Origin of the sequence: Roseicella frigidaeris (genome assembly GCF_003258945.1) — a bacterium.
In the GTDB taxonomy this organism is placed as follows: Bacteria; Pseudomonadota; Alphaproteobacteria; order Acetobacterales; family Acetobacteraceae; genus Paracraurococcus; species Paracraurococcus frigidaeris.
In genome coordinates this window covers 92,608-111,679 of record NZ_QLIX01000001.1, presented here as the reverse complement: position 1 = coordinate 111,679, position 19,072 = coordinate 92,608, and the positions used below count along the sequence as shown (strand labels likewise).

The window sequence follows — 19,072 nt, the reverse complement described above, 5'->3', positions numbered from 1 at the left end:
CCCCCGCCTTCCGCCCGTCAGGCTAGGAGCAACGATTCCGGCGCCCAAGGCCCGCGCCGCGCGGCGCCGGACTTTCCTGTTGATAACCATCCGCCGCAACGGATGGCGCCGGGGGCGGCTTGCATCAGTCCTGGCTTGCGGTCGGCAGGGCCGGCCGAGCGCCCGAATGGGCGCCGCGGCCTATTGCCGCGAAGCCAGGCCGCCGGAGGCGGCGCCGGCGTCCGAGGGCATCGATGTGGCGCCATCGATGCGCACGGCCATCACACCGGCAGCGGCGCCGTCTCCGGCGCCAGCCGCGCCGGGATGCCGTCATGCTCGCCGAAATCGGGCGCCAACGGCCGGCGCGGCGTGACCGTCAGCCAGAGCCGCACCATCAGCCGCCGCCGCTCCGGCTCCGGCCAATCCTCGAACTCGGTGCGGGCATGCGTCGTGACGTAGTTGTTGCAGAACTGCATCTCGCCGGGCTCGAGCATCATGTCGAGCCGCATGTCCGGCCGCGCCGAGAGCTCCGACATCGTCTCCAGCGCCGCCTGCTCGTCCGCGGTCAGCGGCACGCCGCGGCGCTGCGCCCCGGTCTCGATCGGGTTGCGGATGAAGCGGCAGGAGAGCACGCCCTGGTGCCGGCTGAAGACCGGGATCGGCTGCGGCGTCACGCCCGAGGGATTGTCCGCCGCCTCGCGCTCCGCATAGTGGAAGCCGTGATAGAGGATCGGCAGCAGGTCCGGCCGCCGGCGCAGGATCTCGTTATGCACCGCCATGGTGCTGACCACCGAGGACAGGCCGCCGGATTTCGCCCGCCGCTGGCAGAGCAGCCCGACCAGGTCGCAGCGGTCGGTGTGGAAATCCAGCCGCGCCTTGGTCTGGTAGCCGCGGGTATTGGCCGAGCCGTAGACCCGGCCCTGGTTGAAGACATGGCCGAGCATCTCGCCATGCGAGTTCTGCGACACCGCGGTGCCGAGATGCGTGCCGAGGCCCCAGAAGATCGCCTCCCGCTCCGCCTCGGTGAAGCGCTCCGCCGGCAGGCCGCGCAGCAGGAAGAAGCCACGGCCGGTCTGCGCCTCGCGCAGCCAGGCGGCGAGGCGCGGCGCCAGCCCCGGCAGCGGGAAATCGGCCCGGGTGATGGCGGTGGTGGCGAGGCCGCGCGCCTGCACGCCGCGCAGCGCCGCCGCCAGCTCCTCCACCTCGGCCGCGGTCAGGCTGTCGATCCAGCCGGGATCGCCGGCGATCTCGGCGCCGCGCCAGGCGCTGGCATCGGTGACGGGAAGGAGTTCGGTCATGGCATGCGTTCCCTCTGGCGGCAGCTTCCGCCCCTTCCCCGCCCCGCGCAACCCGCGCGCCCCTCTCGCGGCGCCCCCTTCGCAGCCTCCGGGAAGGCTGGTTGAATGGCGGCAAGCAAGCCTCTGGAGGGTCCGAGAATGACGTCGCAGGCCGCGCTGCGGATCGCCCCGATCCGCGCCTCCGTCTCGGATGCCGAATGGCAGGCCCGGCTCGACCTCGCCGCCTGCTACCGGCTCTGCGACCAGTACGGCATGTCCGACATGGTCTACACCCACATCACCGCCCGGGTGCCGGACAGCCCCCCTGGGGAGGGTGGGCATTTCCTCATCAACCCGAACGGCATGCTGTTCAGCGAGATCACCGCCTCCTCGCTGCTGAAGGTGAGCCTCGAGGGCGAGGTGCTCTACCGGCCCGACCTGCCCTATGGGCTGCATCCGGCGGGCTTCACCATCCACAGCGCCATCTACCGCGCCCGGCCCGATGCCATGGCGGCGATGCACACCCATACCATCGCCGGCATGGCGGTCTCGGCGCTGAAATGCGGGCTGCTGCCGCTGACCCAGACCGCGACGCGCTTCTACGGCCGCATCGCCTATCACGATTTCCGCGGGCCGGAGCGCGACCCAGGCGAGCGCGACCTGCTGGCGCGGAGCATCGGCGCGCGGAACTACTGCATCCTGCGCAACCACGGCCTGCTCACCCTCGGCGAGAGCGTGCCGGAGACCTTCATCGCCATGTGGGGCATGGAACGGGCCTGCCAGGCGCAGCTCCAGGCGATGGCCTGCAACACCGAGCTGAACCTGCCCCCGGACGAGGTGGTGGCGAAATCCTGCGCCATGTACGACCCGCCGAACTCCCGCCGCTACGGGCTGCTGGAATGGCCGGGGCTGATGCGCAAGCTCGACCTCGCGGACCCGTCCTGGCGGGACTGAGCGCCGCCATGCGCCCGGCGCCGCGCCGCCGCCTGCTGCCGCTGCCGGCGCTGCTGCTGCTGGCGGGGCCGGCGCGGGCGGAGGAGGCCTGGCCGAACCGGCCGGTGCGCATCGTCATCCCCTTCGGCGCCGGCGGCCCGATCGATGCCGTCGGCCGGCTGCTGGCCGAGCCGCTGCGCGAGCGCCTCGGCCAGCCCTTCCTGATCGACAACCGCCCCGGCGCCGGCGGCAGCATCGGCATCCGCGCCGTGGTGCAGGCGCCGCCGGATGGCGCGATGCTGCTGCTGACCAGCGCCTCCCTCGCCTCGGTTCCCGCGCTCTATCCCGATCAGGGGCTCGACCCGCGGGAGGCGCTCACGCCCGTCAGCCTCGTCGCCGACATCCCGACCGCGCTGGTGGTGCGCAGCGAGGCGCCCTGGCGCAGCGTGCCGGCGCTGGTCGCGGCAGCGCGGGCGCAGCCGGGGCGGCTCACCTATGGCAGCGGCGGCGTCGGCTCCTCGAACCATCTCGCCGGCGCCCTCTTCGCCTCGGTGGCCGGGCTGCGGCTGGAGCATGTCTCCTATCGCGGCGCCGCGCCGGCGATGGTCGCGCTGCTCGGCGGCGAGATCGACATGGTCTTCGCCTCGACGGTGGAGACGCTGCCGCATGTGCAGGCCGGCCGCGCCCGGCTGCTCGGCGTCACCACCGCGCAGCGCGTGCCGAGCCTGCCGGAGACGCCGGCGATCGCCGAGACGGTGCCGGGTTATGTGGCGCTGAACTGGTATGCCATGGCGGCGCCGCATGGCCTGCCGGCGCCGATCCTCGACCGGCTATCGGCCACCCTCGCCGCGCTGCGCGACCTGCCGGAGCTGCAGGCGCGCTTCGCCGCCGCCGGCACCACGCCACGCCTGACCGGCCCGGCGGCGCTGGCGCGGCTGCTGGAAGCGGAGGTGCCGACCTGGCAGCGCGTGGTGACGCAGGCCGGCATCCGGGCGATGTGACGCCAATCCGCAAAGACTTATTGCGAACGGATCGGTCCCTTGACCGATCCGAGGCCCCGAACGGGGCCCGCCGGTCGCGCCGCGAGGCGCGCCTGACGGCGCGACGCGGTGAAGCCAAGCCGTGCGGAGGCACGGCGCCCGGCGTCTGAGGAGCCGTTGATGGATCACCATCAACGGCCGCTGGTATGAAGGAAGGGAATGAACGCATGAGCCGCAGCGTGGGCCGCATCCTGGCCGAGAGCCTGATCGCGCATGGCATCGACACCATCTGGATGGTGCCGGGCGAGAGCTTCCTCGGCCTCACCGACGCGCTGACCGAGACGCCGGAGGTGCGCCTCGTCGTCTGCCGGCACGAGGGCGGGGCCGGCTTCATGGCGGTGGCGGATGGCCGCATGCAGGGCGGCCGCGCCGGCGTGCTGCTGGTCTCGCGCGGACCCGGCCTCTCCAACGCCATGGTGGCGCTGCACACCGCGCATCACGATGCGACGCCGCTGGTCGTGCTCTGCGGCCAGGTGGAGCGCAAGGATTTCGGCCGGCTCGCCCTGCAGGAGCAGAATTACGCCAAGCTGCTCGCCGACATCACCAAGGACGTGATCGAGGTGAACGAGACGGTGCAGGCGAGCGAGGCGATCGCCCGCGCCTTCCACCTCGCCGAGAGCGGCACGCCCGGCCCGGTCGCCGTCATCCTGCCCGAGGACATCTTCGACGAGCCCTGCGAGGCGCCCCTGGCGAAGCCGCGGCCGCGCGTGCATGGCGGCGCCCGGGCGCAGGATCTCGACCGCCTCGCCGGGATGCTGGCGGCGGCGGAGCGGCCGCTGGTCTGGGTCGGCGGCGCGCTGGCCAATGCCGCGCCCGAGGCGCTGGCGGCGCTGCGCGAGCTCGCCGAGCAATGGGTGCTGCCGGTCTGCCCGACGCATCGCCGGCCGCAGCTCTTCGACAGCGCGCATCCGAATTACGGCGGCTATATGGGCATCCGGGTGCCGAAGCAGCTCGTCGAGGAGATGAAGCGGGCCGACCTGCTGCTGGCCCTCGGCGAGCGCATCACCGATTCCGTCAGCCAGTCCTACAGCTTCCCCACCGCGCCCGATCCGCAGCTGCCGCTGGTGCAGGTCTGGCCGGATGCCAACGAGATCGGCCGCGTCTTCCGCCCCGATCTCGGCATCGTCGCCGAGCCGGAGGCGGTGATCGAGGCGCTGCTGCGGCGCGGCGCCCCGGCGGGCGCGGCGCGGCGCGCGGGCTGGGTGGCCGGGCTCAACGGCATCCACCAGCGGCTGATGGAGCCGGTCTGGGAGAGCATGACGGATGGGGTGAATTTCGCCGCCATCTGCGTCGAGGTGGCCAAGCACCTGGCGCCGGATGCCGCCGTCACCTCCGATGCCGGCAATTTCTCCTCCTTCATCCATCGCTATATCGGCTTCCGGCCGGGGCAGAATTTCCTCTCCTCCGTCGTCGGCGCCATGGGGGCGGGGGTGCCGATGGCGGTCGCCGCCGCCATCCGCCGGCCGGGGAAGCAGGCCGTCGCCTTCGTCGGCGACGGCGGCGCGCTGATGAGCGGCAACGAGATCGCCACCGCCATGCAGTACGGCGCGGCGCCGATCATCATCGTCTCCGACAACAAGCGCTACGGCACCATCGGCATGCATCACGAGGTGCGCTACCCGAACCGGCCCTACGAGGATGCGGTGCGCCTCACCAACCCCGATTTCGCCGCCTGGGGCCGGGTCTTCGGGGCGGAGGGCATCACCATCGCGGCCGAGAGCGAGGTGGAGGCCGGCATCGCCCGCGCCTTCGCGGTGAAGGACCGGCCGGTGGTGGTGCATGTCCATACCTCGGCCGAGCAGATGAGCGCCTGGCGGCGGCGCGGCGCGCCGCGGCTGCACGGATGAGGCGCCGGGCGCTGCTCGCTGGCGGGCTCGCCCTGCCCAGCCTCGCCCTGCCCGGCCTCGCCCAGCCCGGGACGGCCGGCGCGCAGGCCTGGCCGGAGCGGGCGGTGCGGATCGTCGTGCCCTATGCGCCGGGCGGGCCGACCGACCTGCTGGCCCGCGCCCTGGCGGCGGCGCTGGACGAGCGCTGGCGGCCGGGCGTGGTGGTGGAGAACCGCCCCGGCGCCGGCAGCGCCATCGGCACGGAGGCGGTGGCGCGCGCCGCGCCGGATGGCACCACGCTGCTGCTGGCGGCGACCGCGCATGTGATGAACCCGGCGCTGATGCCGCACCTGCCCTTCGACCCGGTGCGCGACTTCGCCGCCATCCTCAACTGCGCCTTCCACCCGATGGTGCTGGTGGTGCATCCGGGCACCGGCATCGCGGATGTGCCGGGCTTCCTGGCGGCGGCGCGGGCGCAGCCGGGCGGGCTGACCATGGGCTCGGCCGGCATCGGCAATGCCAGCCACCTGGCCATGGCGCTCTTCGCCGCGGTGGCCGGCATCCCGCTGACGCATGTGCCCTTCAACGGCGCCGCCCCGGCGCAGACGGCGTTGCTGGCCGGGCAGGTGCAGGGCGCCTTCCTCAACTCGACGGTCGCCGTGCCGCAGCTCCGCAGCGGCGCGCTGCGCGGCCTCGCCACCGCCGATGCGCGGCGCTGGCGCGAGCTGCCCGACCTGCCGACGCTCGCCGAATGCGGCTTCCCCGGGGCCGAGGCGGTCTCCTGGTACGGCATCCTGGCGCCGGCCGGCCTGCCGCCGGCGCTGCGGGCGCGGCTCCACCAGGACCTGCTCGCCGCGCTGCGCCAGCCCATGGTGCGGGAGCGGATCACCGCCGCCGGGCTCGACCCGCTGGAGACCGGGCCGGAGGCGTTCCAGGCGCAGCTCGCCGCCGAGACCGCGCGCTGGGCCGAGGTGGTCAGGACGGCCGGCCTCCGGCCGGAGTGATCAGGCCTCGACGAAGACCTCGCCGCCCTCGACCTTCACCTTGTAGGTGTCGACCGGCACCTCCGCCGGCTCGTTCAGCGCCGCGCCGGTACGGATGTCGAAGCAGGCCTGGTGCAGCGGGCATTCCAGCTTGCCGTCCTCGCAATAGCCGTCCGAGAGCAGCGCGTATTCATGCGTGCAGACATCGTTCACCGCGAAGATGCCATCCTCGAGCCGGACGACGGCGATCTGCAGCTCGCCGATGCGGATGGCGAGCGGCATGTTCTCGGCAAGATCGTCCTCGGTGGCGACGCGGTGCCATTCGGCCATGGCGGCTTTCCTCTCGCATTGGGCCGGGATTTTGCCCCGCGCCGCGCCTGCTGTCGAACCCGCCGGTTCAGCCGGCCAGCACCCAGTCGCGGAACAGGGCGAGGTCGATATTGCCGCCGCCGAGCACCAGGCCAACGCGCTTGCCGGCCATCGGCCCGCGCTCCTGCAACAGGGCGGCAAGCGGCGCCGCGCCGGCCCCCTCGGCCAGATTGTGGGTGTCCTGCCAGTAGGCGCGGATCGCGGCCGCGACCTCCGCATCCGAGACGGTGACGATGCGCGCCGCGCCGCGGCGGATCAGCGCCAGCGCCGCCGGATCGGGGATGCGCACCGCCATGCCGTCGGCCAGCGTCGCCGCGCTCTCCGTCGTCACCACCCGTCCCGCGGCAAAGGAGAGGGCATAGGCCGGCGCCTCGGTGCTCTGCACGCCGATGATCTTGGTCGAGAGGCCGAGCAGGTCGCGCGCCAGGATGCAGCCGCAGATGCCGGAGCCGAGGCCGATCGAGACATAGAGCGTATCCAGCGGCGGGGCGCCGCGGAACAGCTCGAGCGCATAGGTCGCCACGCCCAGCACCAGGTCGGGCGCGAAGGAGGGGGCGAATTCCAGCCCCTCGGCCAAGGCGAGCGCCGTGGCATGCTGCCGCGCCGCGTCGAAATCCGCGCCGTGCTCGACCAGCCGCGCGCCCAGCGCCTGCATGGCGGCGTTCTTCTCGCGGCTGTTGCCCTCGGGGACGACGATGGTCACCGGCACCCCGTGGCGCGCCCCGGCATAGGCCAGGCTCTGGCCATGGTTGCCGCGGGTGGCGCTGACCACGCCGCGCACCGAGGGCCGCTCGCGCCGCAGCCGGTCCATGTAGACCAGGCCGCCGCGCAGCTTGAAGGCGCCGGTCGGCGTGTGGTTCTCGTGCTTCACCCAGACCTCGGCGCCGCTGCGGGCGGCGAGCAGCGGCCAGGCGAGCTGCGGCGTCGGCGGGAAGGCATGGCGGATGAGCGCAGCGGCAGCCTCGAGGGCGGGCAAATCGAACAAGCGTGCCTCCGGAACGGGGATGGGCAGTGGGCGTTGGCCCGGCAACGGCCTGTCCTTGCCCGGACGTAATTCGGCGGGCGGGGGCGGGCCGGCAGCCATCGGACAGGATCGCGGCGCCGGACTCTTCGGCGGGCGCCTGCCGCAAGCAAGAGGAGTCCGCATGCCAATCGTGGTGGACAGCAGCCAGTGGACTGGCGAGCAGGACGACGCCGCCCAGGCCGGCCCCATGGTCTGGGGCGAATTCGCCGAGCGCGAGACGCTCGACCGCGCGGCGGAACGGTTGCAGGAGGAGCCCTGGTTCCGCCAGGCCTTCGAGCAGAACGAGACGCCGGCTGAAGGCCGCCCGGCCGACAATGCGCAACAGGTCGACAAGCCCGATGAGGATCCCAAGGGCGCGGACCGCCGCAACCTGCGGCAGAATTTCGTCGGCATCGGCACGGCGGCGAGTTCCATGGCCGCCGCGGGGGTGGTGATCGCCTCCGGCGGCGCGGCCCTCCCGGCAGTCGCTGCGGCCGCGGCCGCCGGCGCCGTCGCGGCGGCGGCCACCGAGACGGCGGGGAACACCGTCTCGCAGGCCGATGCCGAGGCGAAGGCGCCGATGCGCACCGAGGGCCCGGCGCTCGGCATCCGCGCCAGCACGGCCGAGTTGCAGCAGCAGGCGGAAGCCTTCCTGCAACAGGCCGGCGCGCGGCATGTCTGGGTGCAGCACGCGCCGATGTCCTGAGGCCCCGGCGGGCGCGAATGCCGAGGCGGCGCCGGGGTTGCCGGCGCCGCCTCGCTGTGTCCGCCAGTCGGCGGATGGCTACATGGGCTTGAGGTTGGCGGCGGCCGCCTTGCCGCGCTCCATCACCACGTCGTAGCTGACCTTCTGGTTCTCGTTCAGCCCCTGCAGGCCGGCCTTCTGCACGGCGGTGATGTGCACGAAGACATCCTTGCCGCCATCCTGCGGAACGATGAAGCCGAACCCCTTGGTGGCGTTGAACCACTTCACGGTGCCGATTGCCATGTGCTGAAACCTCCATGTCCTTTGGCACGGACAAGGATCGCCCGCGCGGAACCCACCGGGCTGGATCGCTTGAAGGCACCCGGGGAGGATGTCCCCGGGAAGGCACGGCAAGGCGGCCAAGAGCGGTTGGCTGTGCCAGTCAACACGCATCGTTCAGGCGAAGTCAACGATCGCAGGCGCGCGATTTGGTGAATAGCGGGAGCGGCCGTCGCAAAATGACAGCCGCGTCACACAAAGAAAAAAGGGCGGGATCCTGCGATCCCGCCCCTCCGTAACTTCGATCCGGCTTGGATCAGAAGTCCATGCCGCCCATGCCGCCCATGTCGGGGCCGCCGGCCGGCGCGGACTTCTTCTCCGGACGCTCGGCCACCATCGCCTCGGTGGTGATCAGCAGCGCCGCGACCGAGGCCGCGTCCTGCAGCGCCGTGCGCACGACCTTGGTCGGGTCGATGATGCCGGCGCCGACCAGGTCCTTGTACTCGTCCTTCTGGGCGTCGTAGCCGAAGGTGTAGTCGGACTTGCGCAGCACCTCGCCGGCGACGACCGCGCCGTCCTTGCCGGCATTCTCGGCGATCTGCTTCGCCGGCGCCTGGATGGCGCGACGGACGATCTCGATGCCGACCTGCTCGTCGTTGTTGCTGCCCTTCAGCGAGGACAGGTTCTCGGAGGCGCGCAGCAGCGCCACGCCGCCGCCCGGCACGATGCCTTCCTGCACCGCGGCGCGGGTCGCATGCAGCGCGTCGTCGACGCGATCCTTGCGCTCCTTCACCTCGACCTCGGTCGAGCCGCCGACGCGGATCACGGCCACGCCGCCGGCGAGCTTCGCCAGCCGCTCCTGCAGCTTCTCGCGGTCGTAGTCCGAGGTGGTCTCCTCGATCTGCGCCTTGATCTGCTCGCAACGGCCGTTGATCTCGGACTTCTCGCCCGCGCCGTCGACGATAGTGGTGTTCTCCTTCTCGATCCGCACCGTCTTGGCACGGCCGAGCATGTTCAGCGTGACGTTCTCGAGCTTGATGCCGAGATCCTCGCTGATCACCTGGCCACCGGTCAGGATCGCGATGTCCTCGAGCATCGCCTTGCGGCGGTCACCGAAGCCCGGGGCCTTCACGGCGGCGATCTTGAGGCCGCCACGCAGCTTGTTGACCACCAGGGTGGCCAGCGCCTCGCCCTCGACGTCCTCGGCGACGATCACCAGCGGACGGCCGCTCTGCACCACCGCCTCGAGCAGCGGCAGCATCGGCTGCAGCTGGCTGAGCTTCTTCTCGAAGATCAGCAGGTAGGGGTTCTCGAGCTCGGCGATCATCTTCTCCGCATTCGTGATGAAGTACGGGGAGACGTAGCCGCGGTCGAACTGCATGCCCTCGACGACGTCGAGCTCGGTCTGGATGCTCTTGGCTTCCTCGACCGTGATGACGCCCTCGTTGCCGACCTTCTCCATGGCCTTGGCGATCATCTCGCCGATCTCGGCCTCGCCGTTGGCGGAGAGGGTGCCGACCTGCGCCACCTCGCCGGAGGTGGTGATCTTGCGGGTCTTCGCCTCGAGCTCGGAGACCACCTGCGCCACGGCCTTGTCGATGCCGCGCTTCAGGTCCATCGGGTTCATGCCGGCGGCAACGGCCTTGGCGCCCTCGCGGACGATGGCCTGGGCCAGCACGGTCGCGGTGGTGGTGCCGTCACCGGCCAGGTCGTTGGTCTTCGAGGCCACTTCGCGCACCATCTGCGCGCCCATGTTCTCGAACTTGTCGGCCAGCTCGATCTCCTTGGCGACGGTCACGCCGTCCTTGGTGATCCGCGGCGCGCCGAAGCTCTTGTCGAGCACGACGTTGCGGCCCTTCGGGCCCAGCGTCACCTTCACCGCATCGGCCAGGATGTCGACGCCGCGCAGCATCCGCTCGCGGGCACCGGCGCCGAACTTGACGTCCTTCGCTGCCATAGTGCGTGTCCTCTCGATACGCGCTCACGCATCACGCCCCGGGCAGCAGGCCCGGGCGCATGGCGGAGCGCAGGAATGGGAAATCAGTCGGAAGAGAGCCTCAGGCGGCCTTCTTCGAGGCGGCGGTGTTCTCGAGGATGCCCATGATGTCGGACTCCTTCATGATCAGGAGCTCCTCACCGTTGAGCTTCACCTCGGTGCCCGACCACTTGCCGAACAGGATGCGGTCGCCGGCCTTCACGTCGAGCGGGCGGAGCTCGCCCTTGTCGTTCAGCGTGCCGGAGCCGACAGCGACGATCTCGCCTTCCTGCGGCTTCTCCTTGGCGGTGTCGGGGATGATGATGCCGCCCGCGGTCTTCTCTTCTGCCGTCACACGGCGAACGAGAACGCGGTCATGCAGGGGCCGGAAGCTCATGCGGTCCACTCCTGATGCCAATCTTTGCGTTTCCTCAACCGGCAGGTCTGGCCAGGGCCCTCAGCGGCACCGCTAGCACTCCCCCCGGAGGAGTGCCAGAGACCTAAGCCAGCCCGGCGCTGCCGTCAAGGGATTGCAGCACTCATCGAGTGCGAGTGCTAAAGGACTGATTTAAAAGGTTTTTGTTGCAAGAAACCCGGGAGGCTGTGGCAGGCTTCCACCATAAACCCGGAGGATGACAGCCGGTCCGCAAGGTTGGACCCCCAAAGGCCGCACACAAGGCCCAGAGAAGGATGAGAGGCGTGCTGCAGGAGATCGAACGCGTCGTTCGCGTATCTGACCTCACCATTCCCGACTGGCGGTTGACCACCGCCGAGATCCTCTATCATCTGCCCGACCATCCCGGCGTGCTGCAGAGCTTCCTCTGGCAGAAGCTCGACCGCGCCCCGGTCTTCCCCGAGCTGACCCGCTTCCTGGAATTCTGGACCCGCGAGATCGAGGGGCCGCTGCATTCCGTCCGCGTCGCCTCGGCCGCCCTCGTCCGGCCCGCCGAGCTGCGCTACGCCAACGGGCAGTTCCTGCTGCACTGAACCTTCCCCACGCCGTCGGGGCCCCCGTCGATCCCTCCTGGCCCTGGGCGTGGCACGGCCAGCCGCGTCGGGGCAGCGGGCGGCGACCGGATGGCCGGGCGCCCCGACATTGCCTTGCCGCCGGCGGTGAAACCTGCCCTGCTCCGGCGTTGAGCGGGACGCGGCCCCTCCGCGGGACGCAGCCCGGCGGAGGCCGGAGGGAGGGACCATGCGTGTCGCCATGTACAGCACCAAGCCCTATGACCGCCGCTCCTTCCTGGCGGCGGCCAATCCGGCGGGCCATGAGTTCACCTTCCTCGAGCCGCGGCTGACCGCCGAGACCGCCCTCCTCGCCCGCGACGCCACGGCGGTCTGCCCCTTCGTCAACGACGACCTCTCCGAGCCGGTGCTGGAGGCGCTGGCGGCGGGCGGGACGCGGCTGATCGCGCTGCGCAGCGCCGGCTTCAACAATGTCGACCTGAAGGCCGCGCACCGGCTCGGCCTCGCCGTCGCCCGGGTGCCGGCCTATTCGCCGCATGCGGTCGCCGAGTTCACCCTCGGCCTGCTGCTCTCGCTCATCCGCGGCATCCACCGCGCCTACCAGCGCACCCGCGACGGCAATTTCGCCCTCGACGGGCTGCTCGGCTTCGACCTGCACGGCCGCACCGTCGGCGTGGTCGGCACCGGCCGGATCGGCGCGCTGGTGGCGCGCGCCTTCGCCGCCGGCTTCGGCTGCCGGGTGCTGGCGCAGGACGTGGCGCCGGACCCGGCGCTGCAGGCGCTCGGCGTCACCTATGCCGAGTTGCCGCGGATCATGGCCGAGGCCGATATCCTGACCCTGCATTGCCCGCTGACGCCCGAGACCTGGCACCTGGTCCGCGCCGAGACCCTGGCCCTGGCGCGGCCCGGCCTCGTTTTGGTCAATACCAGCCGCGGCGGGCTGATCGATGCCGAGGCGGCGATCGAGGCGCTGAAATCCGGCCGCCTCGGCGGCCTCGCCATCGATGTCTACGAGCAGGAGGCCGATCTCTTCTTCGAGGACCTGTCGAACGAGATCCTGCCCGACGACGTGCTGGCGCGGCTGCTGACCTTCCCGAACGTCCTGGTCACCGGCCACCAGGCCTTCTTCACCCGCGAGGCGCTGGCGGCGATCGCCGCGACCACCATCGACAATATTGGCCGCTTCGCCGCCGGCCAGCCCCTCGGCGCCGCCGGGGTGACGGAGGCGGCGGTGGTGCCGAAGACCTGACCGGCGGGGCCGGCCTATCCGCCCGTCTCCTCCGCCCCCTCCTCCGCCATCGCCCGCCCCGCCTGGTGCCGGCGCAGCAGCCGCAGGCCGAGCCAGACCGAGCCCGCCAGCATCGCCGCGGCGAGCGCGATCTGCCAGGCGCCGTCCACCCGCACGCCCTTGCCGAGCAGGGCGAAGACCACGGTCTGCGGCAGGTAGCCGAGCGCCGAGGCGGCGAGGAAGGGCAGCGGCGCGATCCCGGCCATGCCGGCCAGCAGGTTCAGCGCCAGGTTGTTGCCGACCGGCAGCAGCCGGAGCGCCAGCGTGGTGTCGAAGGGGCTGGCGGCGAGCGCGTCGCGCAGCGCTCGGAGGCGCCGGCCGAAGCGCCCGGCCAGCCGCCGCTCGGCCCAGGCCCGCCCGACCAGCCGGGCCCAGGCGAAGGAGAGCGCGCAGCCCAGCAATTGCGCCAGCAGCGCGAGCCCGCTGCCGATCACCGCGCCGAAGGCATAGCCGCCGAGGAAGGCGACGCCCTGGCGCGGCAGCCCGGCGGCGCAGGCCGCGGCGCCGACCAGGAGAAACAGCGTCTCGCCCAGCAGGCCGCGGTCGCGGATGTAGAGATCCACCCATTCCGTGCCGGGGGCGGCGCCGAGCGCCCGCAGCAGCAGCCCGCCCAGCGCCAGCCCGGCCGCCAGCAGCAGCAGCTTGCCGATGCCGGCCAGCCGCGCCGTCCCGGCCCTGCCGCCGCTCATCCCCGGGGGTCCTCCGCCGCCTCCACCACCGGGCGCTTCCAGCGCCGCTGCAGCCAGGCGACGCCGACCAGATCGAACAGGCTGACCGCCAGCCGGTCCAGCGTGCCGTAATTCGAGGCGCCGCGGGTGCGCGGCCGGTGGTTCACCGGCTCGCTCACCACCCGCCCGCCCTGGCGCAGCACCAGGGCCGGCAGGAAGCGGTGCATGTGGTCGAAATGCGGCAGCTCGAGGAAGAGGGCACGCGGGAAGACCTTCAGCCCGCAGCCCGAATCCGGCGTGTCGTCGTGCAGCAGCCGGGCGCGCACGCGGTTGGCGATGCGGCTGGAGCGGCGCTTCACCCAGGAATCCCGCCGCGTCACCCGGTGGCCGGCGACCAGGATGCCGCCGCCGGCGGCGCCGGCCTCCGCCTCGGCCCGCGCCAGCAGCCGGGGGATGTCGGCCGGGTCGTTCTGCCCGTCGCCGTCGAGGGTGGCGATCCAGCGCCCGCGCGCCGCCTTCACCCCGGTGACCACGGCGGCCGACTGGCCGCAGCTGCTGCGGTGCCGGCGGACCCGGAGCGGCGCGCCCGCCGCCGCCGCCCGCAGCGCCGCCGCGGTGCCGTCGGTCGAGCTGTCATCGACATAGACGATCTCGTGCGGCAGGCCGGCCAGCGCCGCCTCGATCTCGGCGACGAGCGGCGCGATGTTCGGCGCCTCGTTGCGGACGGGGACGACGACGGAGAGAGGGAGCGGATCGGGGGCGGCCGCCGGCCCCGCGGCACCCAGCGGCGCCAGGGCTGCGGCCACCGGCACCGGGGTCTCGGCGGAGGGCATGGCCGCGCGGGTAGCAGCACGCCCCCCACCCTGCAAGCCGCTCCGCGCGACGATGCATCAACCCCCGGCTCGGATTATACTCACGCGATGCCCTTCGATGCCCAGACCACTGCCGCCGCGGCCCGCCGCACCTCGCCCGACCCGCGGCCGGTCGGCCTCTGGCTACTCGGCGTGGCCGGCATGGTCTGGATCATGGTGGCGCTCGGCGGCGCCACCCGGCTCACCGGCTCGGGCCTCTCGATCATGGAATGGGCGCCGCTCTCGGGCGCCCTGCCGCCGCTCTCCGAGGCGGAGTGGAACCGGCTCTACGCGCTCTACCAGACCATCCCGCAATATGCGCTGGTCAACCAGGGCTTCGGCCTGGCGGGCTTCAAGGGCATCTTCTGGCTGGAATGGACGCACCGGCTCTGGGGCCGGCTGATCGGCCTCGCCTTCGCGCTGCCGCTCGCCTGGTTCTGGCTGCGCGGCCAGATCCCCGCCGGCACCAAGGGGCGCCTGCTGCTGCTGCTGCTGCTCGGCGGGCTGCAGGGGGCGGTGGGCTGGTTCATGGTCGCCTCGGGCTTCGAGGCGGACCGCACCGCGGTCTCGCCCTACCGCCTCGTCGTGCATCTCGGCCTCGCGCTCGGCCTCTATGCCGCGCTGCTCTGGACCGGCCTCTCCCTGCTCCGCCCGCCAGCCGCGCCGCACCCGGCCTTCGCCTCGTTGCGGCGGCAGGTCAAGGCGGCGGCCTGGCTGGTGGCGGCGGCCATGCTGGCCGGCGGCTTCGTCGCCGGCATCAAGGCCGGCCTCGACTACAACACCTTCCCGCTGATGGATGGCCGCCTGGTGCCCGAGGGCTACTGGCGGCTGGAGCCGGCCTGGCGGAACCTCACCGCCAATATCCCGGCGGTGCAGTTCAACCACCGCCTGCTGGCGACGCTGGCGGCGCTGGCCGCGCTCGGCGCCGCCCTCGCCGCCTGGCGGCGCCTGCCGCCCGGCGCGGCGCGGCGCGCCTGCCTCGGCCTCGGCGCCGCGGTCTGCCTGCAATACGGCCTCGGCATCGCCACCCTGCTGCTGGTGGTGCCGGCCTGGCTCGGCACGCTGCACCAGGCCTGCGCCGTGCTGGTCCTGACCGCCGCCCTCGTCGCCCTGCACGCCCTGCGTGCGCCCCGGAGACCGACATGACCGATCCCGGGGCCGCCGCCGGCGCGGCCCTCGCCGCGCTCGCGGCGCTGCCCGATCCGGTCTGGGTCTTCGGCCCCGATCACCGGCTCCTCCTCGCCAATGGCGCGGCAGGACGGGTGGCCGCCGCGCCGCCCGGCCTGCCGCTCGCCGAGCTGGTCCGCGACCTCGCCCGACGCGGCCTCTACGGCGAGGGCGATCCCGAGGCGCTCGCCGCCGAGCAGCTCGCCCTCGACCGCGGCCGGCCCGACGGCCGACGCCTTCGCCGCGCCGATGGCAGCCGCCTCAACCAATCCTCCCTCCCGCTGCCCTCCGGCGGCTTCCTGATCACCTGGACCACCGCCCAGGCCGAGGCGGCGCCGGAACCCGGCCCTATCGGCCCCACCGACCCCGCCCAGCCGCAGGACCCGCCGCCGGCGCGGATGGCGCAGCTGCAGGCGATGCAGGACTGGATGCGGCACGGCATCGCCCTGTTCGGCCCCGACCGGCGGCTGGCCCTCGCCAACCGCCTCGCCGCGCCCCTGCTCGGGCTGCCGGAGGGGGCGTTGCGGCCGGGCCTGACGATCGCCGACATCGTCGCGCTGCAATGCCGCCACGGCGTCTTCGGCGAGGGGCCGGAGGCCGAGGCGGAGGCGCGGGCCGTGCTCCTGCGCGACCGCGCCCTCACCCATCCGGTGCGCCGGCGCCTGCGCGACGGGCGGGTGGTCGACAGCGTCTCCGACCCGATGCCCGATGGCGGCTTCGTCGTCACCTGGACCGAGGTGACGGCGCTGGTCGCGGCGGAGGCCGCTGCGGCGGAGCGGATGGCGATCCTGCAGGCCATGCTCGACACGATGCAGATCGGCGTCGCGCTGTTCGGCCCGGATCGCCGCTACCGCGCCGGCAACCGGCTGGCCAGCGAGCTCGCCGGCCTCGCCGGGCCGATCGCCCCCGGCACCAGCTTCGACGAGGTGGCGGAGACGCAGCGCGCCCGCACCGCCAGCGGCGACCCGGAGCTCGATGCCCGGCTCGCCGACCAGGCCCTCGCGGCCGACCGCTCGCAGCCGCAGCGGCATGTGCGGCCGACGCGGAACGGCCGGATGCTCGAGGTCTCCTCCGCCCCGCTGCCGGATGGCGGCTTCGTCGTCACGCTCAACGACATCACGCCGCTCGCCCGGGCGGAGACGGAGGCGAAGCAGCGCGCGGCCACCCAGGCGGTGATGCTCGACGTCATCCGCCACGGCATCCAGCTCTTCGGGCCAGACCGGCGGCTACTCGCCGCCAACCGGCTCGGCGCGTTGCTCAGCGGCGCGCCGGAGGACCGGCTGCGGCCCGGCATCCCGCTCGAGGCGGTGCTGCGCCTGCAACAGGCGGCCGGGGTCTTCGGGCCGGAGCCGGAGGCCGAGGCGATGGTCCAGCGGCTGCTGGCGGTGGACCGCCGCCAGCCCTACCGCACGCAGCGCCGGGCCACCGATGGCCGCCTGATCGAGGTGGTCTCCGACCCGACGCCGGATGGCGGCTTCGCCGTCACCTTCTCGGACGTCTCCGCCCTCGCCGCGGCCGAGGCGGCGGCCGCCTCGCGCGCCGGGATCCTGCAGACGGCGCTCGACGCCATGCGGCACGGGCTGCTGATCTTCGACCGCGACCGCCGGCTCCTCGCAGCCAATGCCCTCGCCGTCGAGCTGTCCGATCTCGGGCCCGAGGACGTGCGGCCCGGCACCCTCTTCGACCACCTGATCCAGCGCCAGCACGCCGCCGGGCATTTCGGCCCGGAGCCCGAGGCCAGCGCGATCCGGCAGCGCATCCTGCAGGCCGACCGCTCGCGCCGCGGCCGGCGCCTGCGGCGGCGGCCGGACGGCCGGCAGGTCGAGGTCTGCACCGATCCCACGCCCGATGGCGGCTTCGTCATCAGCTTCACCGACGTCACCGCCCGCGCCCGGGCCGAGGCCGAGGCCCGGCAGCACGCGGCCATGCTGCGCGACGCCCTCGACAGCATGCGCCACGCCCTGCTGCTGTTCGGCCCGGATCGCCGCCTGCTGACCGCCAACCGGCTGGCCGGGCCGGATTACCACCTGCCCGACCTGCACGGGCGCTCCGGGATCACGCTGGACGAGGTGCTGCAGGAGCAGATGGCGGCAGGGCGTCTCGGCACCGGCGCGGAGGCGGAGGCGACCCGGCAGCAGATCCTCGCCGAGGACCGCAGCCGCCCGATCCGCTATCGCCGCCGGCAGCGCGACGGCAAGGTGATCGAGGTCGGCTCCGATCCCACGCCCGATGGCGGCTTCGTCATCACCCATACCGACGTGACCGACCTGGCCCGCGCCCAGGCCGAGGCGCTGGAACGGGCGGCGACGCTGCGGCTGATGCTCGAGACCATGCGCCACGGCATCGCGCAGTTCGACCGCGACAAGCGGCTGGTGACGGCGAACCGCCTGGCCGCCGAGCTGAACGGCATCGACCCGGCGATGCTGCGGCCGGGCGTGCATGCCGGGGAGCTCGCCCTGGCCGCGGTCCGCGCCGGCATCGTGACCGAGCAGGAGCGGCAGGAGGGGCTGCGGGAGGATTACGGCCGGCCGCTGCGGCGCCTGCGGACCGGCACCGATGGCCGCATCATCGAGATCGCCATCGATCCGACGCCGGATGGCGGCTTCGTCGCCACCTACAGCGACGTCACCGCCCTGATCCGCGCCGAGGCGGAGGCGCAGCACCGCGCCGGCCTGCTGCAGGCGATGCTCGACAACATCCGGCACGGCATCGCGCTGTTCGACCGCGAGGGACGGATCCAGGCGGTGAACCCCGTCTTCCTCGCCCTGCTCGACCTGCCGGAATCGGTGATGGCCTCCGGCGGCAGCTTCACGGAGTTCATCGAGTACCTGGAGGCCCGCGGCGATTACGGCCCCGGCGAGGCGGGCCGGGCGGCGGCGGCGCGGCTAAAGGCGCTCGACCGCCGCGTGCCGCACCGCAATTCCCGCACCCGGCCGAACGGCGTGGTGCTCGAGGTCGCCTCCGAGCCGGTGCCGGATGGCGGCTGGGTGCTGGCGCTGACCGAGGTCACCGAGGATCGCCGCATCCGCGCCGAGCTCGAGCGCGCCAAGGATGCGGCGGAGGCGGCGAGCCGGGCCAAGTCGCGCTTCCTCGCCACCATGACGCATGAGCTGCGGACCCCGCTGAACGCCGTCATCGGCTTCGCCGAGGCCTTCGCCGTCGATCCGCATCCGGAGCGCGGCCCGGACTATGTCCGCTCGATCCACGAGGCGGGACGCCACCTGCTCGCGCTGATCGACAACATCCTCGACGTGACGCGGGCGGAGACGACCGGCTTCGTCATCGGCGAGGGCGAGGTGGCGGTGGTCCCGCTCATCGAAAGCGCGGTCCGGGTCATGCAGGGCGCGGCGACGTCGGCCGGGGTCAGCCTGCAGGCGGCGCTGCCGCCGACGCTGCCGCCGCTGCAGGCCGACGAGCTGCGGCTGCGGCAGGTGCTGCTCAACCTCACCTCCAACGCGGTGAAATTCACCCCGCGCGGCGGCACCGTGACCCTCTCCGCCGCGGTGGAGGAGGAGGGGCTGATGATCCGGGTGGCCGACAGCGGCATCGGCATGCGGCCGGAGGACATCCCGCTTGCCTTCGAGCCCTTCACCCAGCTCGATTCCTCCCTCGCCCGGCGCTTTCCCGGCGCCGGCCTCGGCCTATATCTGTCCCGGGCCCTGGCCGAGGCCCAGGGCGCCTCGCTGACCCTCGAGAGCGCCCCCGGCGACGGCACCACCGCCACGCTGTGCTTCCCGAAATCCCGCCTGCTGGCCTCCCTCGCCGCCTGAGGGCCCCGTCGCA

Annotated in this window: 17 protein-coding genes; 9 read left to right on the top strand and 8 right to left on the bottom strand. The window is 72.9% G+C overall.

Going from position 1 to position 19,072, the window contains the following annotated elements; translation table 11 throughout:
• Positions 1-260: 260 nt before the first annotated feature.
• Positions 261-1,277 carry a TauD/TfdA family dioxygenase gene (locus DOO78_RS00515; protein ID WP_111467788.1) on the bottom strand — a complete coding sequence of 339 codons (1,017 nt, stop codon included), beginning with the start codon at positions 1,275-1,277 and terminating at the stop codon, positions 261-263.
• Positions 1,278-1,415: 138 nt separating this feature from the next.
• Between DOO78_RS00515 and DOO78_RS00510 the strand changes: the two genes are divergently transcribed.
• From DOO78_RS00510 to DOO78_RS00495, 4 genes are all read left to right on the top strand, one after another.
• Positions 1,416-2,210 carry a class II aldolase/adducin family protein gene (locus DOO78_RS00510; protein ID WP_111467787.1) on the top strand — a complete coding sequence of 265 codons (795 nt, stop codon included), beginning with the start codon at positions 1,416-1,418 and terminating at the stop codon, positions 2,208-2,210.
• Between the two features lie 8 nt (positions 2,211-2,218).
• Positions 2,219-3,190 carry a Bug family tripartite tricarboxylate transporter substrate binding protein gene (locus DOO78_RS00505; protein WP_165838652.1) on the top strand — a complete coding sequence of 324 codons (972 nt, stop codon included), beginning with the start codon at positions 2,219-2,221 and terminating at the stop codon, positions 3,188-3,190.
• Positions 3,191-3,396: 206 nt separating this feature from the next.
• Positions 3,397-5,076 (top strand): thiamine pyrophosphate-dependent enzyme, encoded by a 1,680-nt coding sequence (locus tag DOO78_RS00500; RefSeq protein ID WP_165838651.1) that lies wholly within the window; start codon positions 3,397-3,399, stop codon positions 5,074-5,076.
• The gene (locus DOO78_RS00495) at positions 5,073-6,059 is read left to right on the top strand and encodes a Bug family tripartite tricarboxylate transporter substrate binding protein (protein WP_111467784.1); all 987 of its coding nucleotides are present in this window, start codon (positions 5,073-5,075) and stop codon (positions 6,057-6,059) included. The genes DOO78_RS00500 and DOO78_RS00495 overlap by 4 nt, the downstream gene beginning before the upstream one ends.
• Here the strand turns inward: DOO78_RS00495 and DOO78_RS00490 are convergent, their stop codons facing one another.
• Together DOO78_RS00490 and DOO78_RS00485 are read right to left on the bottom strand one after the other, a co-directional pair.
• Positions 6,060-6,368, bottom strand: coding sequence for a non-heme iron oxygenase ferredoxin subunit (locus DOO78_RS00490; protein ID WP_111467783.1), 309 nt, complete (start codon positions 6,366-6,368; stop codon positions 6,060-6,062).
• Between the two features lie 67 nt (positions 6,369-6,435).
• Positions 6,436-7,392 carry a threonine dehydratase gene (locus DOO78_RS00485; protein ID WP_111467782.1) on the bottom strand — a complete coding sequence of 319 codons (957 nt, stop codon included), beginning with the start codon at positions 7,390-7,392 and terminating at the stop codon, positions 6,436-6,438.
• A 160-nt stretch (positions 7,393-7,552) separates the two neighbouring features.
• Between DOO78_RS00485 and DOO78_RS00480 the strand changes: the two genes are divergently transcribed.
• Positions 7,553-8,116 (top strand): hypothetical protein, encoded by a 564-nt coding sequence (locus DOO78_RS00480; RefSeq protein ID WP_111467781.1) that lies wholly within the window; start codon positions 7,553-7,555, stop codon positions 8,114-8,116.
• 78 nt (positions 8,117-8,194) lie between these two features.
• Here DOO78_RS00480 and DOO78_RS00475 read toward each other — a convergent pair whose 3' ends face one another.
• The 3 genes from DOO78_RS00475 to groES all read right to left on the bottom strand — a co-directional run bounded on the left by DOO78_RS00475 (position 8,195) and on the right by groES (position 10,746).
• Positions 8,195-8,398 carry a cold-shock protein gene (locus tag DOO78_RS00475; RefSeq protein ID WP_111467780.1) on the bottom strand — a complete coding sequence of 68 codons (204 nt, stop codon included), beginning with the start codon at positions 8,396-8,398 and terminating at the stop codon, positions 8,195-8,197.
• A 292-nt stretch (positions 8,399-8,690) separates the two neighbouring features.
• Entirely contained in the window at positions 8,691-10,331 is a 1,641-nt protein-coding gene (gene groL / locus DOO78_RS00470; RefSeq protein ID WP_111467779.1) for a chaperonin GroEL, read from the bottom strand.
• Between the two features lie 100 nt (positions 10,332-10,431).
• Positions 10,432-10,746, bottom strand: a complete 315-nt coding sequence (groES, locus tag DOO78_RS00465) for a co-chaperone GroES (protein ID WP_111467778.1) — start codon at positions 10,744-10,746, stop codon at positions 10,432-10,434.
• 302 nt (positions 10,747-11,048) lie between these two features.
• Here groES and DOO78_RS00460 point away from each other — a divergent pair, with 302 nt between their 5' ends.
• Both DOO78_RS00460 and DOO78_RS00455 read left to right on the top strand, forming a co-directional pair.
• Positions 11,049-11,336 (top strand): usg protein, encoded by a 288-nt coding sequence (locus DOO78_RS00460; RefSeq protein WP_408887551.1) that lies wholly within the window; start codon positions 11,049-11,051, stop codon positions 11,334-11,336.
• Positions 11,337-11,544: 208 nt separating this feature from the next.
• On the top strand, positions 11,545-12,564 hold the full coding sequence (locus DOO78_RS00455) for a 2-hydroxyacid dehydrogenase (protein ID WP_111467776.1): 1,020 nt from the start codon (positions 11,545-11,547) through the stop codon (positions 12,562-12,564).
• A gap of 14 nt (positions 12,565-12,578) precedes the next feature.
• Here the strand turns inward: DOO78_RS00455 and DOO78_RS00450 are convergent, their stop codons facing one another.
• On the bottom strand, positions 12,579-13,292 hold the full coding sequence (locus DOO78_RS00450) for a TVP38/TMEM64 family protein (protein ID WP_111467775.1): 714 nt from the start codon (positions 13,290-13,292) through the stop codon (positions 12,579-12,581).
• A complete protein-coding gene (locus DOO78_RS00445) occupies positions 13,289-14,104 on the bottom strand; it encodes a glycosyltransferase family 2 protein (RefSeq protein WP_111467774.1) in 816 nt (271 codons plus the stop codon). Before DOO78_RS00445 ends, DOO78_RS00450 begins: the two co-directional genes overlap by 4 nt.
• 87 nt (positions 14,105-14,191) lie before the next feature.
• Between DOO78_RS00445 and DOO78_RS00440 the strand changes: the two genes are divergently transcribed.
• Positions 14,192-15,268: a COX15/CtaA family protein gene (locus DOO78_RS00440; protein WP_111467773.1), complete on the top strand. Its 1,077-nt coding sequence runs from the start codon at positions 14,192-14,194 to the stop codon at positions 15,266-15,268.
• On the top strand, positions 15,265-19,059 hold the full coding sequence (locus DOO78_RS00435) for a PAS-domain containing protein (RefSeq protein WP_111467772.1): 3,795 nt from the start codon (positions 15,265-15,267) through the stop codon (positions 19,057-19,059). The genes DOO78_RS00440 and DOO78_RS00435 overlap by 4 nt, the downstream gene beginning before the upstream one ends.
• Positions 19,060-19,072 lie beyond the last annotated feature (13 nt).

Coding starts and splice junctions, on each gene's coding strand:
- DOO78_RS00515 (WP_111467788.1), bottom strand. CDS start 1,277: ATGACCGAACTCCTTCCCGTCACCGATGCCAGCGCCTGGCGCGGCGCC.
- DOO78_RS00510 (WP_111467787.1), top strand. CDS start 1,416: ATGACGTCGCAGGCCGCGCTGCGGATCGCCCCGATCCGCGCCTCCGTC.
- DOO78_RS00505 (WP_165838652.1), top strand. CDS start 2,219: ATGCGCCCGGCGCCGCGCCGCCGCCTGCTGCCGCTGCCGGCGCTGCTG.
- DOO78_RS00500 (WP_165838651.1), top strand. CDS start 3,397: ATGAGCCGCAGCGTGGGCCGCATCCTGGCCGAGAGCCTGATCGCGCAT.
- DOO78_RS00495 (WP_111467784.1), top strand. CDS start 5,073: ATGAGGCGCCGGGCGCTGCTCGCTGGCGGGCTCGCCCTGCCCAGCCTC.
- DOO78_RS00490 (WP_111467783.1), bottom strand. CDS start 6,368: ATGGCCGAATGGCACCGCGTCGCCACCGAGGACGATCTTGCCGAGAAC.
- DOO78_RS00480 (WP_111467781.1), top strand. CDS start 7,553: ATGCCAATCGTGGTGGACAGCAGCCAGTGGACTGGCGAGCAGGACGAC.
- DOO78_RS00475 (WP_111467780.1), bottom strand. CDS start 8,398: ATGGCAATCGGCACCGTGAAGTGGTTCAACGCCACCAAGGGGTTCGGC.
- groL (WP_111467779.1), bottom strand. CDS start 10,331: ATGGCAGCGAAGGACGTCAAGTTCGGCGCCGGTGCCCGCGAGCGGATG.
- groES (WP_111467778.1), bottom strand. CDS start 10,746: ATGAGCTTCCGGCCCCTGCATGACCGCGTTCTCGTTCGCCGTGTGACG.
- DOO78_RS00455 (WP_111467776.1), top strand. CDS start 11,545: ATGCGTGTCGCCATGTACAGCACCAAGCCCTATGACCGCCGCTCCTTC.
- DOO78_RS00450 (WP_111467775.1), bottom strand. CDS start 13,292: ATGAGCGGCGGCAGGGCCGGGACGGCGCGGCTGGCCGGCATCGGCAAG.
- DOO78_RS00445 (WP_111467774.1), bottom strand. CDS start 14,104: ATGCCCTCCGCCGAGACCCCGGTGCCGGTGGCCGCAGCCCTGGCGCCG.
- DOO78_RS00440 (WP_111467773.1), top strand. CDS start 14,192: ATGCCCTTCGATGCCCAGACCACTGCCGCCGCGGCCCGCCGCACCTCG.
- DOO78_RS00435 (WP_111467772.1), top strand. CDS start 15,265: ATGACCGATCCCGGGGCCGCCGCCGGCGCGGCCCTCGCCGCGCTCGCG.